Below are 16,523 nucleotides of genomic sequence, written 5' to 3'. Positions count from 1 at the left end.
ATATATACTTTTCCTCAAATGTTAAAAATGTAAAATTTTGAAAAAATAACAAATTAGAATATAAAGTTTTCACTTACAACAAATAGGTACATATCGTAACAAAAAACGATTTTTTTTCTGATTATCTTCGTATTAATGTACCCAACCGCACGTTTGAAAATAAAAACTGATTATCTTTAACTGTAAAAAAATTGATGTCATTTTCTCTATCAGACCTGCTGTTGTTTGCGGGCATTACACAAGGAATATTCCTAGCATTTTCTTTGCAATTTATTACGAAAAAGAATAAGAAAGCGAATAAAATTTTAACCATTATTATCGTTTTGGCCACGTTTATGTTTACGTCCAAAATGATTGTTTATGATGAAAGTTCCGTAGGAATTTGGCGTTTGATTTGGTTAATCGAATGCTCTATTTATTTATTTGGTCCTTTATTATATTTGTACTTCAGAACATTAGTTTATGATGATACTCTAAAAAATAGTGTCTACCTGAAACATTCCATTCCCAGTATTATTCTTTTTTTATATTTCTGTTGGAGTTTAGCATATACGAAAGAAGAATATGATAAAATGTCGTATTCCAGAACCTTCTATTATATTTATTTCATAATGGAACTTATGGGTACAATTTCATTGGGAATCTACGCTACATTATCATACAGAATTGGAATTCAAATAAAACGTTCGGAAGAAAAATCGACGTACAGAAAAAGAATTGTACCATTTATTCAATATACTTCCTTTGGTGTGTTTTTTATGTCGTTATTTTGGGCAATTAGTATTTATAATACCTATATAGCGCACAATTACGGATACTACTTTACCTATAAACTTATTTGGGTAAGTATGACAGTTTTACTGTTTATTGTTGGATATTTTAGTTTTACACAACCCGAAATTATTCGCTTGCCTGCTAAAGAAAAAACACCTAGAAAAGATCGCTTGCGGAAAGAAGAAATTGAAGTTATAAAACAAAAACTAACACAATTGATTGTTGAAGAACAGATTTATATACGATCGGATTTAAGCCTAAAAATTCTCGCTAAAAAAGTAGATACTTCTGCGAATAATTTGTCGTGGTTGCTGAATTCTGTGTATGGAAAAACGTTTTATGAATTTGTAAATGAATACAGAATTAAAGCATTTTTGACAAAAATTGAAGAAGGCGAACATAAAAAGCAAACCATTTTGGCAATCGCGATGGATTCAGGTTTTAATTCAAAATCGACATTTAACAAATCATTTAAGATGATTATGAATGATACACCGTCACGCTATATCGAGAAGAATTTTTCATAACATTCTAAAAAAACCGTTGTATTTAGAAGTAAAAAATAGTTTAGAACGTCTATTTGAGTGATTTTGAAGCACTAAATTTGAAAAGCAAAATGTATTTTCTACATTTATAGCAACTCGATTTTACATACCTTATCAATTTAAAAAACACCAAACACCAAAATCAACTTATGAAAAAACTACATTTTCTCGTATACATAGCACTTTTATGCGTTGTCATTTCAAGTTGTGCCGATGATAGCAAAAATGAATTAACAGCTTTGCAAACACTGATGACAGGTTCGTTTGACAGTAGTGAACAAGCCGCTAATGATGAAAGCTATTTTGATATTTCATTGCACATGTACCCTATTTGGACTTCTAGAGATGGACATTGGTTGTATGTAGAACAAGCGCTCAATAAAACTCAAACAAAACCGTATCGTCAACGTATTTATCAATTAGAAAAGCTTGAAGATGGTTCATTTTCCAGCAAAGTGTATACCTTGGAAAATCCTGAAGAAGCGATTGGCAAGTGGAAAACACCTGAATATTTTGATCAGTTTGATGTTTCCATGTTAAAAGAACGCGAAGGTTGCGCCGTTATTTTAAAGCAAAAAGGCGATAATTATGTTGGAAGTACCAATGAAAAAGATTGTAAAAGTAGCATGCGTGGCGCCAGTTATGCAACTTCAGAAGTTACCATAAAAGCAGATGTCATTGAAAGTTGGGATCGTGGTTTTGATGCCAATGACCAATATGTTTGGGGCGCTGAAAAAGCGGGTTACGTATTTAAACGTTTGCAATAAAATTGTATTACTACATAAAAAAAGGATGTCTAACATTATGATAATAAGAAACCGAATCAAGTTCAGAATGCCATATTATAATATTAGACAACCTTTCGTTTGTTTTTCTATTGTGCTGCTTCTCTTGATGGACAAATGAAGAACATTGTAAACGGACAAGCGTCTCCTAAACACGTTTGTGGCCATCTGATCGCGTCGTCGTGCGCGTTATCCATTCCTCCGTTGATGTTTTCTAATTTAGAAATTTGAGCTTTCTTTAATGATAGTTTTCTTAATGTTTGTTTTTTCATGATTGTATATTTTAAATAATTAGTTAATGAAAGTTTTGATAAATCGTATTATCTAGCCGCGCAGACAATAAATAATGTGTTTGCACAAATCAATCCGATACAAGTTTGTGCTGCATGCAAACCTCCTTTTATCGTTTCTAATTTAGCAACTTGTGCTTTTTTTAATCCCAGTTTTTTTAATGTTTGTTTTTTCATGAGTATTGAATTTAAAGTATTGTTTCGTTTTGTTTGATGCTGTAAATTAAATTCAAAAAAATAGCGTTCACAACAAACGTATGAACGCATTTATAAATTCGTAGTACTAAAATAACGTCAGTTCGATATAAAAGTCAAGAGTATTTTTTAACTTTTCCGCAGTATAGCAGAGATTTTTCGTTAAAAATTTTCGAATCCTTGGAAATCGAAGATTCATGAACTCCATAATTTAAAATAAAAAGATTGTGAACTAAAAAATTTAGAAAAGTCTATGCGGTTTTAGTTTTTTCCAAAAAGAAAAATTAAAAATACCTCTGGAAATGCCTTGCATTCATGAATACTTTGATTTAAAATGTAAATGTTATGAACTAAAAGCGCACTTTCTTTTGTTACTTTTCTTTGTGCGAGCAAAGACATCGAAGATTCACGAATTCTTATTTAATAAAATAGAAAACATATGAGCTAAACAGTAAATAATTAAATGAAAATTAAGTGTTTATTGATATTTCTAAATATGAGTTAGAAATTTTACTATAATAAACTTTCATCGAACTCACGTTAAAATATGATTTATATAAAAGTGTCACGCCAAGAAAAGACCCATTCTTTTTGTGACACTTTTTTAATAGTACAAAACTATTTTCGTAAAACAATTCGCTTTGTAAATTGCTTATTATTGTATGAAATTCTCATGAAATACATGCCTGCTTCATAATTTCCTAAATTAATCTTTTGATTGTCTTGATGTAATTGATTGAATGTTTGTTGATAGATATTTCTTCCCGTGATATCAAAGACAGAAACCTGTACATTTGGTACACTTGAGTTTGCTTTGATGTTTACAATGCCATCTGTAAGCGTTGGCACAATTGTGATTCCTGAAGTATCCGCTTCATTTGATGAAACACTTAATGTTCCGTCTAAATTGGTCGATGTTGGATAAAATACTGAAAACGAATTGGTAGAAAATTGTATGTAATAATCATCCAAATACGAAACACCACTTGCGTTGATAAAATCGCCACCTGAAATATATCCTGCAGTACACGTATTTCCGTTAACTTTCATGACTTCTAAATCGTTGATAGTATTTAGATTGATATCTGCTGCTATCAAATCATCAACCTCATCACCTAAAGTATACAAACGAACACTCACGTTACTTGACGGTGCATTTGAAGCACTGATAGAGACTTCTCTCCGTGAATACGGTTGCCCTGAAAAGTCTCTTGTATCAGCATTGTCAATGAATAATGTAGTTGTTACTATACCTAAATCGTTTCCGTTAGCATCAATTGCAGCTACAATGTTTCCACTTGCATCTAAAATTGGTACCCATTCGTTAGTATTTCCTTGTAATGTTGAAATGTCGACCGCTGTCATAGTTTCACAAACTCCTGCTGTTCCTGTGGCTACTATTGGTGCGCCTTCTAAACAGAATGTAACTGCTGTGAAATTTGAATCGAGTCGTGAAACTTGTATGTAATAGGTATTTCCAAATACTACAGGAATAACGCCATCATCGGTGAAGCAAGCAACTTCTGTTCCGCCACAAGCTTCATATACAGCAAAGTTATTTAGGGTCGTATTGCTATTGAGTGTAATGTTTCCTGTCAATGGCGCTTCAAACGTATACCAAGCGTCCAACCAATCTTGTGTATTGTTCTGGCAACTTCCAACCGAATTCGTCAGTGACGATCCGCGTAACTCCGCAGTAACATTTTGTGTGCTACATTCGCCAATTGCCGCGACCTGAGCCATTTCTGCGGAAGCGCAATTTGTATTAGATATTGCTTCATACGCCGTAATTGTAAAACTATCTGCATTCGCAAAATCAGCCGTACTAACCACGCGAAGTGTGTATGTTCCTGCGGTAAGTCCTGTGATTATTTTTTCGCTGTAGAAGCAATCAATTTCTGTTGGAATACTTCCGCAATTATCATATAAGGTAAAACCATCCGCGAAGTTGACTCCTGTAATGGTAATGTTTCCGTTGACTGGCATCGTAAATTGATACCAAATATCTAAATAGTCCGTATTACTAGTTTCACAACTGCTTTGAAAACTTTCGGTAGCACCAGCATTGTTGTAATTGATAGTTATCGGTGTGCGAATATCATCTGCAATTATGATAGCATTGGCACATTCGTCATTAGCTACAGTCTCAAACGCTTGTATAATGAAACTGTCGTCGCCAGCAAAACCAGCGGTACTTGTAACGCGTAAATTGTACGTTCCTAACGGTAAGTTGTATGTAAAATTAGTACCGTAGAAACAATCAATTTCTGTTGGAATACTTCCGCATGTGTCATACAATGTGAAACCATCGGCAAAGTTGACACCTGAAATTTGTAAGTTTCCTGAAACTGGCATCGTAAATTGATACCAAACGTCTAAATAATCTTCCGTTGTGCTCGTATCGCAACTACTTTCCAAACTTTGTGTTGCATTTGCATTGTTAAAGTTGATGGTAGTTGCCGTAGTAATATCGTCCATAATTACCGTTGCATTGGCACATTCGTCGTTGGCAACAGTTTCAAAAGCTTGAATAACAAAACTGTCGTTTCCTGCATTGGCGTCTGTACTTGTTACGCGTAAGGTGTACGTTCCTGTGGTGAGTCCGAAAGTAAAATTGTCATCGTAAAAACAGTCAATTTCTGTGGGAACACTTCCGCAATTATCATATAACGTAAAGCCATCGGCGAAGTTGACACCTGAAATGCGCAGGTTTCCGTTCACTGGCATTGTAAACTCGTACCATAAATCAAGATAATCATCACTCGTTGTATCACAGCTACTTACTAGACTTTCCGTCGCTGCAGCATTGTTAAAATTGATGGTTCGTGCGGTTGTAATATCGTCTGTAATAACTTCTGCAGTTGCACATTCGTCATTGATTGCCGTTGCAATTGCCTGAATAACAAAACTGTCCGAACCAGCAAAACTAGCGGTACTTGTAACGCGTAAAGTGTACGTTCCTGCGGCTAAGTTGTATGTAAAATTAGTGCCATAGAAACAATCGATTTCTGTGGGAACACTTCCGCAAGTATCATATAATGTGAACCCATCGGCAAAGTTGACACCTGTAATGCGTAAGTTTCCTGAAACTGGCATTGTAAATTGATACCAAAGGTCTAGATAATTTTCCGTGGTACTTGTATCGCAACTACTTACCAAACTTTCGGTGGCTGCTGCATTGTTAAAGCTAATGGTTCTTTGTGTGGTAATATCGTCTGTAATAACTTCGGCGTTAGCACATTCGTCATTGGCTGCGGCTTCAAAAGCTTGAATTCGAAAACTGTCAAATCCAGCTTGACTGGCATTACTTACAGCTCTAAGTTTATATGTTGTACCACTTGAAAGCCCATAAAAGAAGTCATCGCCGTAAAAGCAGGCAATTTCTGCACCGCCACAGGTAGTGTAGAGTGAAAAACCATCGGCGAAATTTACGCCAGTGATTCGGATGTTTCCGTTGACAGGCATCGTGAATTCATACCAAACATCAGGATAGGTTGTTGTTGCTGTATCACAACTACTAAGCAGACTTTGCGTTGCCATGCCATTGTCGAAGGTAACCAACGTGTTCGTTGCCGTTGTAACTGAAATTGTTTCTGCATTGGCGCAATCGTTGTTTGCTGGAATTTGCGCATAGGTATTTAGTGTAGTGAAGAGAATCACTATCAAAAGTAGTTTTGTTTTCATGTAGTTGCCCCGAATTTAGTTTTACAGCATGAAAGTACTGTGTTTTCAGGGAGCAAAAACAAAAAATGTATAGACCGACGTGATTTGTACGTTTTTGGTAGTATTTATTTTTTGGTTAGATGAAAGTAGGTATTTCTTCGGTATTGTCCATAAACTTTAAATATAAGTTGAGAATATTTTTTAAGTTCATTTAATCATCATCTACTTCATATAATTTCATCGTATTGCCTTTCAATTCTTTTAACCATTTTTCCATAATTTCAATCATTTCTAGAAAATCTTTTTCAGATTTCGTTTTGAATTTACTTTTGTCCAAAATATCTGGGCTCAAATTAATTGAAAATTGATCATTTTTGTGGTTTATTTTACAACTAACTTCTGTTCTATCTAGAATGCCAAAAACATTATTGGAATTAAAATAAGAATTCTTTAGCACAAAATTCTGTTTTAATATTCTAGATAGTTTAGTTCTTACAATGTATGGTAATTTACTTTCTTGATAATGTTTAATTCTTGCTACTTCAGGAGTTTCCATGAATTCTTCTTCTATTTGCGTGTCATAAAAAAATAGATAAAGCTGGTAACTCATGTTACTTTTTACAAATAAATTAACACGACACAACGTGTCATAAAGTCCTGGGACAAAAGTGTATGAAAATATAAATTCTTTTTTCAGTCTTTTATTTCCATAATCGCCATCATAAAATTCATTATAATTAGTTATCATTTTCTAAAAAAGCTAAGCATGATTTACTTTTCAACACTACATATTTCTTCGATACTGTCCACCAACTTCAAATAATGCGGATGTTATTTGTCCTAACGAACATACTTTACACACATTCATCAATGCTTCAAAGATGTTTTCATTATTGACTGCTTTTCGTTGTAAATCTAGTAATAATTCATCGGTATTATGTGCACTGTGAAGATTTTCTAAGATCTTGATTTGATATTGTTTTTCTTCTTCCGTCGCGCGAATGACTTCTTTTGGCACTACCGTTGGCGAACCTTTACTACTTAAGAATGTATTGACTCCAATAATCGGGAATTGTCCGTTGTGTTTTAAGGTTTCGTAGTATAAACTTTCTTCCTGAATTTTTGAACGTTGGTACATGGTTTCCATCGCGCCCAAAACGCCACCACGTTCTGTGATTCGGTCAAATTCTAGTAACACGGCTTCTTCTACCAAGTCTGTCAATTCTTCAATGATAAATGAACCTTGAATTGGATTTTCGTTTTTCGCTAAACCAAGTTCTTTGTTGATAATCAACTGAATTGCCATCGCTCTACGAACCGATTCTTCCGTTGGTGTTGTAATAGCTTCATCATACGCGTTTGTGTGCAACGAGTTACAGTTATCATAGATTGCGTATAATGCTTGAAGCGTGGTACGAATGTCGTTAAAGTCAATTTCTTGCGCATGCAAACTACGCCCAGAGGTTTGAATGTGATATTTCAACATTTGCGCTCTCGCGTTTGCTCCGTATTTGTGTTTTAAGGCTTTTGCCCAAATTTTACGCGCCACACGTCCAATAACAGCATATTCAGGATCGATCCCGTTTGAGAAGAAAAACGAAAGGTTTGGACCAAATTTGTTGATGTCCATTCCTCTACTTAGATAGTATTCTACGTATGTGAAACCGTTTGATAACGTTAATGCTAACTGTGTAATTGGGTTTGCGCCTGCTTCCGCGATATGATATCCAGAAATAGAAACCGAATAGAAGTTACGCACATTGTTTTCAATGAAATATTCTTGTACATCTCCCATGAGACGCAATGCAAATTCTGTAGAAAAGATACAGGTATTTTGTGCCTGATCTTCTTTTAAAATATCTGCCTGAACCGTTCCACGCACTTGTGCAATGGTTTTTACTTTGATGTCTTCGTAAATTTCTTTTGGCAATACTTGATCTCCTGTAACTCCTAAAAGCATCAACCCTAAACCATCGTTACTTTCAGGCAAATCGCCGTTGTATCGTGGACGTTCTTTTCCTTTGTAGATTTCGGCAATTTTTGCTTCAACTTCAGCTTCAAGTCCGTTTTCTTTGATGTAAATCTCACATTGTTGATCAATGGCAGCATTCATAAAGAAACCTAACAACATTGGCGCAGGACCATTAATCGTCATACTTACCGATGTCATTTTGTCTGCCAAGTTGAATCCTGAATAGAGTTTTTTCGCATCATCCAAACAGCAGATAGAAACGCCTGCATTTCCAATTTTACCATAAATATCTGGTCGCAAATCTGGATCGTTTCCGTACAATGTAACACTATCAAACGCTGTGGATAAACGTTTAGCTGGCATTCCTGCACTTACGTAATGAAAACGTTTGTTGGTACGTTCTGGGCCACCTTCTCCCGCAAACATACGCGCTGGATCTTCTCCTGTACGTTTGAACGGATATAATCCTGAGGTGTATGGAAATTCTCCCGGTACATTTTCTTGCAAACACCATTTTAAAATGTCTCCCCAAGCTTGATATTTTGGCAAGGCAACTTTTGGTATTTGTACATGCGATAACGATTCTGTATGTGTATTAATTTTGATCTCTTTGTCACGTACTTTAAACGTATAGATCGGATTTTTATATTTGTTTACCTTATCATTCCAACCGTTAATGATTTCCCAGTTGTATGGATCAAGGTTTAGCTTTACGCGATCGAATTCTTTGAGTAATAATTTTACCAATTCAATGTCTGATTCACTATCCAAACGTTCAAGAATGATGTTTTCATCCAAACCAGTTTTAGACATGAACGACATCTCAACTTCGTGCGATTTTACATTTGAAACTGAACCAATTGTTTTGTAGATTCCGTATAGTTTTTGCGCAACTTCTACTTGTGCGTTTGCTTTTTTGTCGTATGCTCTATTGTTTTCTGAAATTTCAGATAAGTAGCGTGTTCTTGATGGTGGAATGACGAAAATTTTCTCGCTCATTTCACTAGAAATCTTTGAAGTCGATTGTAAATCTGCTTCTGTTTTTTCTACCAATTTGTCCATCACGGCTTTGTACAACGTGTTCATTCCTGGATCGTTGAACTGTGAAGCAATGGTTCCATACACTGGTAAATCATCTTGATGAACGTCCCACAAATTGTTGTTACGCATGTATTGTTTTTTTACATCGCGCAACGCATCTAACGAACCTCTTTTGTCAAATTTATTGATGGCAACTAAATCAGCAAAATCAAGCATGTCAATTTTTTCCAATTGTGTTGCAGCTCCAAATTCTGGCGTCATTACATACAAAGCTACATCGCTGTGTTCCATGATTTCTGTATCCGATTGTCCAATTCCAGACGTTTCTAGAATGATGAGATCGTATTCCGCAGCTTTTAATACTTGTACTGCTTCGTTTACATATTTTGACAATGCTAAGTTCGATTGACGTGTTGCCAAACTACGCATGTAGACTCTTGGTGAGTTGATGGCATTCATACGAATACGATCGCCCAATAATGCGCCACCTGTTTTACGTTTTGATGGATCAACCGAAACTAAACCAATTGTTTTTTCTGGAAAGTCTATTAAAAATCGACGTACCAATTCGTCCACTAAACTAGATTTTCCTGCGCCACCAGTCCCTGTAATTCCAAGTACAGGTGTTTTTGAGTTTTTATTTTTTTCGTGAATAGTATCTAACGCATCTTTGGCAACTTCTGGGAAGTTTTCTGCGGAAGAAATCACACGCGCAATTGCTTTTGGATTTTTTTCGTGTAAAGTGTTTACTTCTCCATTTAATGAATCGCCAATAGCAAAGTCAGATTTTTGCACTAAATCGTTGATCATTCCTTGCAATCCCATTTCTCGACCATCATCAGGCGAATAGATACGCGTAATTCCATAATCCATTAAATCTTTGATTTCTTCTGGAAGAATTACACCGCCACCGCCACCAAATATTTTGATGTGTCCAGCGCCTTTTTCTTGTAGCAAATCGTACATGTATTTAAAGTACTCATTGTGTCCACCTTGATACGAAGTCATTGCAATAGCATTTGCATCTTCTTGAATGGCTGTATTTACTACTTCTTCCACACTTCTATCGTGTCCTAAGTGAATGACTTCAACACCTGTTGACTGAATGATTCGTCGCATGATATTGATAGCGGCATCGTGTCCGTCAAAGAGTGATGCTGCCGTTACGATTCGTACTTTATAGGTTGGTTTGTAAGGTTGCGCTTGTTCCATCTGTAATGAAGTATCTATTTTAGGGCTGCAATTTACGGAATATTCAAAAAAATCGAACATTTTTTAAGAAATATATAAGAGTCCAATGTTACTCCGTAAAAGATTAGAGATCGCTACGCTGAAAGAATTTAGAATAAAGACTTCATTGGAACATACTTGTGCTATTTTTAAAGTGCTACACGCATGCCTTCTTTTGCGAATTTGAAACCTTTACTTTCTAAGTTCATTTTTAGTGTATTAGAATCTTGCAATGCTGGATTGGAATGATTGAAGTGAATGAAAATGACTTTGTTTTTTGTGACTTTATCTTCATTTTCAAACAACTTTGCGGTTTCTACTATAAACGGATGTGGTACTTCGCTCATGGGTCTTGGAATTTCGCCATTTTTGAAAAATGTGGCATCTAAAAAAGCGTAATCAACTTTTTTGACTTCTTCCACTATATTTTTCTCCCAAAGTTGCCATTTGTTGATGTCTGGAATGAATAATGCTGTTTTATGTTTTCCTTCTATTTTATAGCCGACCGTTTCCGAGAATTCGTCGCGATGTGGCACTAGAAAAGGTGTTATTTTGAGTTCGTTTGTCAATTCTACGGAAGTGTTATGCTGCAATTTTTGCAAGACAATATTTTCTAAAGAAACCAATTGACTCCAAGGTCCGTTTGTTTCTAGGAATGTTTTCATTTTTGGCATGGCGTACACGGGAACATTTTTTGCGCCCATGGCTTCACGCCCAAAAAACATGAGTCCTGTGTAATGTCCAATGTGTGCATGCGTCAGGAAAACGTCATCGATAACGCTTGTCGTTTCAAGCTCATTGGAAAGATTTTGGATTTGTTGTGCAATGTCTGGCGTCGCATCAAATAACCATTTTTTCTTTGCTTCAAGATCAATCAAACCTAAACACGAAATCATTTTTTTAGCAACTTTTCCATCGTGATACGGTTTACAACATGATTTGTTACAATTGATTTGTGGATAGCCAGCATCTTGCGCAGTTCCTAGTACGGTAATGTATTGTCCTTTTGCTTCTGAAACTGATTGTTGCAATTGTTCTTTTGGACAACTCATGAAGAGTATTGGAAGTAGCAGTAAACAAGCTTTTTTCATTTGTGAAGTTTTAATATTTACCAGTAACATGGTCTTTGATGAGTTTGTACTGAAAGTCATTTAATCGTTTCGCAGTGTGTTCTTTTTCAATGATCTTGTCAATTTCGTTGTAATATTTTTTTTGAGAATGTCTGAATATCAACCAAATATCGAGTTCAGGACAATTGATGCGTTCATCACTCATCCAACCATATTTTTTGGTGAGTTGTATGAGTTTTTCGGTATTTGCATTGTCGAGTTTCCATTGTAGTTTCCAAACAGAATCAATTACTTTTTGCGGATACGTACTTTTTCTTCCAAATGTTCCATCTCTCAAAATTTCTTTTCCTCTATACATTCTGTCATCTTCAATCATTTTAGTGAGTGTTTCGCACATTTCAACTTTGTTAGGAATAGTTTCTTGTGCAACCGTAATGAAAGAAAAAAATAAAAAGAATACGTGAATTGTTTTTTTCATAATATGTACTTCAATGAAGGCATAAGATACTGTTTTTCTTTAGATTGATATCCATTAAATTTTGCAGAAAACAAATGCTTCTTTTATTTATTCGTGTATTTTTGTGAAGTACAATTTTAGTTTCAATTAAACTTTTGTACTTTATCGTAGTCTAAGAATTTTAAACCTAAACTTATGAAAAAAATCATTATTGCTTTTGTCGGATTATTGATGCTAAACTCTTGCGCTGAGTTGCAACAAGTCGTGAATCAATTGCCACAAGGCGGAACAGTTGGAAACGCTGATATTGCAGCAGGATTGCGTCAAGCATTGGATTTTGGAATAGATAAGCAAGTTCAAAAGTTAACCTTAAAAGATGGTTTTTATGGCAATAGTTTGGTTAAGATTTTAATGCCGCCAGAATTGCAAAAAGTAGATAAAGCGTTGCGTGATATTGGTTTGGGAAGTTTGGCTGATGATGGTATTAAATTGTTAAATAGAGCTGCCGAAGATGCAGTAAAAGAAGCGACGCCAATTTTCGTAGATGCGGTAAAAGATATTACGTTTGCGGACGCAAAAAATATTTTATTAGGAACTAATAATGCGGCAACTCAGTATTTGGAAGGAAAAACAAATACGGCGTTGTATGGTAAGTTTCAACCTGTTATTCAGAATTCGTTTGCCAAAGTTGGTGCCGATAAAATTTGGACAGATTTGATTAATAGATATAATAAGCTTCCGTTTGTAAATAAGGTAAATCCTGATTTAACAGATTATGTAACTACAGAAGCACTGAAAGGTGTGTATACCATGATTGCTGTGGAAGAAGCAGAGATTCGTACAAAAGTTGGTTCTAGAACTACTGCGTTATTGCAGAAAGTATTTGCTTTGCAGGACTAATACGAATTTATACATATACAAAACGTCATCATAGAATTTTCGGTTCTTGATGGCGTTTTTTTGTTGTGATCACTCACACGAGTTCACATTTGAATCGTTTCGATTAATAAAATCTTTCCAACTGCATTATATTTAGTGAAAATTAAAAAATTATGGCGAATCAACAGTATGATGTATTTGTAATTGGTAGTGGAATTGCGGGGCAAACTGCTGCAAAAATTTGTGCAAAAAACGGACTTTCCGTTGCTATTGCAGACAAGCAAGCTTTTGGTGGCACCTGTGCAATGAGAGGTTGTGATCCTAAAAAAATAATGTTACAATTTGCAACGTTGGTTCAAAAATCAACACAATTGAAAGGTTTGGGTATTGAAGCTGTTCCTGAAATTAACTGGAACGATATTCAGGAATCTCAACAATCATATACAGCAGAAGTTCCTGAACATACCAAAGAAGATTTATCGGAATTGAATATCGATTTGTATCATGAGTCGCCAAAATTTATTTCTAAAAACGAAATTGTAGTCGCAGGCAAAAAAATTACCGCGACTACTTTTGTAATTGCCTCAGGTTTGACACCGAGAACTTTATCGTTTTCTGGAGCAAAATACCTTAAAACAAGTGATGATATTTTTTATCTTAAAAAAGTTCCAAAAACAGCGACATTTATTGGCGCAGGTTATGTTGGAATGGAGTTTTGTTTTCTGTTAGCAACTTTGGGTTGTAAGGTAACTATGATTGATAGTGGCTCCCGCGCTTTGTCACAGTTTGATGCGTTTTTGGTAAATACATTGGTACGTGCGATGAAAGCAAAAGGTGTAAAATTTATTTTTGATGCCGAAATTGAATCGGTAGACAAGAAGAAGAAAAAGAAAAAATATACCGTTCATTATAAACGAAAAGGGAAAAACAAAAAGGTGCGTTCTAAGATAGTGTTTAATACATCTGGAAGAGTTCCTGCGGTAGCATTGTTAGATTTGGAAAATGCTAATATTGCACATGACGAAACGGGCGTTCTCGTGAATGATTATTTGGTAAGTACTACTCATAAACATGTGTATGCTTGCGGCGATGTTTCTAGTAAATCGTTACCACTTACGCCACTTTCTGGCTTGCAAGGCTATATTGTTGGAACTAATATTTTGAAAGAAAACTCTAAGAAATTCTCAAATCCGATGGTACCTTCGGTGGTGTTTACGTATCCAAATATGGCGACTGTTGGCTATTCGGAAGAAGAAGCTAAAAAACGTTATAAAAATGTTATCGTGTTTCAAGGTGATGCATCAGATTGGTACAATTCGAAAAAGGAGAATTCTGATACTTATGCTTTTAAAATTTTAGCAAATGAACGCACGAGGGAAATTGTAGGCGCGCATTTGTTGAGTTCGGAAGCCAATGAAACCATCAATATTTTCGCGATGGCTATTCATCATAAAATGACCGTTGATGCGTTTAAAAAGATGATTTTCACCTATCCTTCATATGCCAGTGATTTGAAAAAAATGCTGAAAGAGGATTAGATTGTTGGTTGTTTAGTTGTTGAGTTGTTGAGCATAATAATTAAATATATTTGATTATTGTTTATACGATTTTATGGTAAACCGTAACATGAAATGTTTCTATTAGTTTAGTTTTGATTATATTTTTGAAAATGGAACATTCACATTTAATAGAAATTTATTTCCCATTTATAAAAGATGGTTTCGATGATGATCAGTTTGATTTTAAGCAAAAGAAATTAATTCTTCTTGAATTAAATAAAATACTTTCTCAGAAATATATACCATTTCCTAAATATGTCATTAACTATACTAGTCATGTAGTTGAAGAAGCTTATAATCCTGATTTAAGATTAGATGATTTTGAACATGTTCACCATTATCATAGAACAAATCCACATTTAGAAGAAGACAATTTAAAGTTCACGTTTAAATTTGACACGAATTATAAATTATATGAACCAGATTTTGATATTGAAAAAGAAGGTCCTGGAAAAGACTCTTTTTATAAATCTAGCATGCCTTGTGGTTTATGTAATTTATTAAATGATTTTGTGTTTGAATTAATAATTTTATCACAAATAGCAAGACCAGGAAGTTTAAAAATCAGATTTGGTACGTCGTTTTACAATAAAAATTTCCACATTGTAAAAATTCCACAAATACTAGATTTCAGACCATATTTGATGTTTCGTGAAAATAATTATCCAGAAATCACTTTTTTAAACTTTGAAGTGTTCTATAAATGGATTATTAAAAATGATCTACTGTTTCCTCTTGATTGTAAAAATTCTTATCAAAAGGTACTGAATAACTTATCGTATATACATGCAGAAAATAGTCTTATCAGTATATTTACGTATCAAATGAGAATACTTGAAATTGTATTTGCAATTGATGAAAAAAAATCTAAGAGAAATCAACTTGATACAAACATTCAGCTATTATTAGGTACGTTGACAAAATTTAAAAAACAAATAAAAGATATGTATGAGATTCGCTCTGACTTTTTTCATGGAAAATCTGAACTTTATCCATATCACAAACAAAACATTAATTTATTCAAAGAAAATCACAATTCTCCAGATGATATACCTAAAGCTTTACATTTTAGCCTTTTATTAATTATTGCTACTTTACAAAAAATGTATCAAAAAAAGATTGTTGATTTAAAACCATTTTTAGATTCAAATAAGAAGAAGAAATGAAATACTGCCTAACCTTATTTCTATTTATAATTTCTATAAATATTAAAGCACAAGACGTCTACAAAACGCCTTCTGGAAAACGGTATCATCTAAGTACGTGTCGAATGGTAGAAAACGTTTCTAGCAAAGTTGCTTTAGAAACTATACAACTCAATAAATTAACTCCGTGTAAGATTTGTAAACCACCACCAAAAAATCAATTACAAAAACAATTAACTTCTGAAAATAAAGCTGTTGGCACTGCTACTTCTGTACGTTGTAAAGGATATACACAAAAAGGAACGCGTTGTAAGCACAAAACCAAATTGGCAAATGGTTATTGTTTTCAACATACCAAACAAGATGCTAAGAATTATACGCCAACGAAACAACAAACTACTTCTACCCAATGTCGTGGCAAAACAAAATCAGGTAAACGTTGCAAGCGAAAGGTGAAAAATGGAAGTTATTGTTATCAACATGGATAGTTGGGTGTTTGGTATTGGGTATTGGGTCTTGGGTGAAAGGAAATACTTTTATATTTAGTATTTGACATTCGTATTTTGTTATTCGTTCTTTGTGGAGTTGTTTAGTTGAAATTTATCTACACTTTCATAATTCATTATTTATTGTTCGATATTCGTTGTTGGGTCTTGCATTTCGACTGCGCTCAATGTGACGGGTCTTAGGTCTTGGGTCTTGGGTGAAAGGAAATACTTTTATATTTAGTATTTGACATTCGTATTTTGTTATTCGTTCTTTGTGGAGTTGTTTAGTTGGAAATTTCTCGATATTTTCATAATTCATTATTTATTGTTCGATATTCGTTGTTGGGTCTTGCATTTCGACTGCGCTCAATGTGACAGGTCTTGGGTGTTGGGTTTTGGGTTTTGGGTTTTGGGTTTTGGGTTTTGGGCG

Annotated in this window: 13 protein-coding genes; 6 read left to right on the top strand and 7 right to left on the bottom strand. The window is 34.5% G+C overall.

All coding sequences use genetic code 11. The features are described from left to right. Positions 1-194 precede the first annotated feature (194 nt). Positions 195-1,301 carry a helix-turn-helix domain-containing protein gene (locus AA089_RS10860; protein ID WP_082113252.1) on the top strand — a complete coding sequence of 369 codons (1,107 nt, stop codon included), beginning with the start codon at positions 195-197 and terminating at the stop codon, positions 1,299-1,301. 167 nt (positions 1,302-1,468) lie between these two features. Continuing rightward, on the top strand, positions 1,469-2,086 hold the full coding sequence (locus AA089_RS10855; protein ID WP_046756973.1) for a chromophore lyase CpcT/CpeT: 618 nt from the start codon (positions 1,469-1,471) through the stop codon (positions 2,084-2,086). Between the two features lie 107 nt (positions 2,087-2,193). On the opposite strand, the gene AA089_RS10850 is transcribed toward AA089_RS10855, so the two are convergent. From AA089_RS10850 to AA089_RS10820, 7 genes are all read right to left on the bottom strand, one after another. Further along, positions 2,194-2,376: a hypothetical protein gene (locus AA089_RS10850; RefSeq protein ID WP_046756972.1), complete on the bottom strand. Its 183-nt coding sequence runs from the start codon at positions 2,374-2,376 to the stop codon at positions 2,194-2,196. Between the two features lie 48 nt (positions 2,377-2,424). Continuing rightward, a complete protein-coding gene (locus tag AA089_RS24710; RefSeq protein ID WP_156168971.1) occupies positions 2,425-2,571 on the bottom strand; it encodes a hypothetical protein in 147 nt (48 codons plus the stop codon). A 636-nt stretch (positions 2,572-3,207) separates the two neighbouring features. Further along, a complete protein-coding gene (locus AA089_RS10840) occupies positions 3,208-6,273 on the bottom strand; it encodes a T9SS type A sorting domain-containing protein (RefSeq protein WP_046756970.1) in 3,066 nt (1,021 codons plus the stop codon). Between the two features lie 190 nt (positions 6,274-6,463). Further along, positions 6,464-7,000 carry a hypothetical protein gene (locus AA089_RS10835; protein WP_046756969.1) on the bottom strand — a complete coding sequence of 179 codons (537 nt, stop codon included), beginning with the start codon at positions 6,998-7,000 and terminating at the stop codon, positions 6,464-6,466. Positions 7,001-7,036: 36 nt separating this feature from the next. Next, on the bottom strand, positions 7,037-10,477 hold the full coding sequence (locus AA089_RS10830) for a methylmalonyl-CoA mutase family protein (protein WP_046756968.1): 3,441 nt from the start codon (positions 10,475-10,477) through the stop codon (positions 7,037-7,039). A 167-nt stretch (positions 10,478-10,644) separates the two neighbouring features. After that, on the bottom strand, positions 10,645-11,586 hold the full coding sequence (locus AA089_RS10825; RefSeq protein WP_046757048.1) for an MBL fold metallo-hydrolase: 942 nt from the start codon (positions 11,584-11,586) through the stop codon (positions 10,645-10,647). 10 nt (positions 11,587-11,596) lie between these two features. Beyond that, on the bottom strand, positions 11,597-12,043 hold the full coding sequence (locus tag AA089_RS10820) for a hypothetical protein (RefSeq protein ID WP_046756967.1): 447 nt from the start codon (positions 12,041-12,043) through the stop codon (positions 11,597-11,599). 174 nt (positions 12,044-12,217) lie between these two features. On the opposite strand from AA089_RS10820, the gene AA089_RS10815 reads away from it, so the two are divergent. The 4 genes from AA089_RS10815 (at position 12,218) to AA089_RS10800 (ending at position 16,093) form a co-directional block, all read left to right on the top strand. After that, on the top strand, positions 12,218-12,922 hold the full coding sequence (locus AA089_RS10815) for a DUF4197 domain-containing protein (protein ID WP_046756966.1): 705 nt from the start codon (positions 12,218-12,220) through the stop codon (positions 12,920-12,922). A 152-nt stretch (positions 12,923-13,074) separates the two neighbouring features. Beyond that, on the top strand, positions 13,075-14,439 hold the full coding sequence (locus AA089_RS10810; RefSeq protein WP_046756965.1) for a dihydrolipoyl dehydrogenase family protein: 1,365 nt from the start codon (positions 13,075-13,077) through the stop codon (positions 14,437-14,439). 131 nt (positions 14,440-14,570) lie between these two features. Further along, a complete protein-coding gene (locus AA089_RS10805) occupies positions 14,571-15,626 on the top strand; it encodes a hypothetical protein (protein ID WP_156168970.1) in 1,056 nt (351 codons plus the stop codon). After that, positions 15,623-16,093 carry a DUF5763 domain-containing protein gene (locus tag AA089_RS10800; RefSeq protein ID WP_156168969.1) on the top strand — a complete coding sequence of 157 codons (471 nt, stop codon included), beginning with the start codon at positions 15,623-15,625 and terminating at the stop codon, positions 16,091-16,093. Before AA089_RS10805 ends, AA089_RS10800 begins: the two co-directional genes overlap by 4 nt. Positions 16,094-16,523 lie beyond the last annotated feature (430 nt).

Origin of the sequence: Kordia jejudonensis, from assembly GCF_001005315.1 — a bacterium.
GTDB lineage: Bacteria > Bacteroidota > Bacteroidia > Flavobacteriales > Flavobacteriaceae > Kordia > Kordia jejudonensis.
The sequence above is the reverse complement of the archived record's forward strand: the minus strand, read 5'-3'. Positions and strand labels throughout refer to the sequence as shown.

Bases quoted from the DNA above. Each gene is read 5' to 3' on its own strand.
- AA089_RS10810 (WP_046756965.1), top strand. From the start codon at position 13,075: ATGGCGAATCAACAGTATGATGTATTTGTAATTGGTAGTGGAATTGCG.
- AA089_RS10840 (WP_046756970.1), bottom strand. From the start codon at position 6,273: ATGAAAACAAAACTACTTTTGATAGTGATTCTCTTCACTACACTAAAT.
- AA089_RS10830 (WP_046756968.1), bottom strand. From the start codon at position 10,477: ATGGAACAAGCGCAACCTTACAAACCAACCTATAAAGTACGAATCGTA.
- AA089_RS10825 (WP_046757048.1), bottom strand. From the start codon at position 11,586: ATGAAAAAAGCTTGTTTACTGCTACTTCCAATACTCTTCATGAGTTGT.
- AA089_RS24710 (WP_156168971.1), bottom strand. From the start codon at position 2,571: ATGAAAAAACAAACATTAAAAAAACTGGGATTAAAAAAAGCACAAGTT.
- AA089_RS10850 (WP_046756972.1), bottom strand. From the start codon at position 2,376: ATGAAAAAACAAACATTAAGAAAACTATCATTAAAGAAAGCTCAAATT.
- AA089_RS10855 (WP_046756973.1), top strand. From the start codon at position 1,469: ATGAAAAAACTACATTTTCTCGTATACATAGCACTTTTATGCGTTGTC.
- AA089_RS10800 (WP_156168969.1), top strand. From the start codon at position 15,623: ATGAAATACTGCCTAACCTTATTTCTATTTATAATTTCTATAAATATT.
- AA089_RS10835 (WP_046756969.1), bottom strand. From the start codon at position 7,000: ATGATAACTAATTATAATGAATTTTATGATGGCGATTATGGAAATAAA.
- AA089_RS10805 (WP_156168970.1), top strand. From the start codon at position 14,571: ATGGAACATTCACATTTAATAGAAATTTATTTCCCATTTATAAAAGAT.
- AA089_RS10860 (WP_082113252.1), top strand. From the start codon at position 195: ATGTCATTTTCTCTATCAGACCTGCTGTTGTTTGCGGGCATTACACAA.
- AA089_RS10815 (WP_046756966.1), top strand. From the start codon at position 12,218: ATGAAAAAAATCATTATTGCTTTTGTCGGATTATTGATGCTAAACTCT.
- AA089_RS10820 (WP_046756967.1), bottom strand. From the start codon at position 12,043: ATGAAAAAAACAATTCACGTATTCTTTTTATTTTTTTCTTTCATTACG.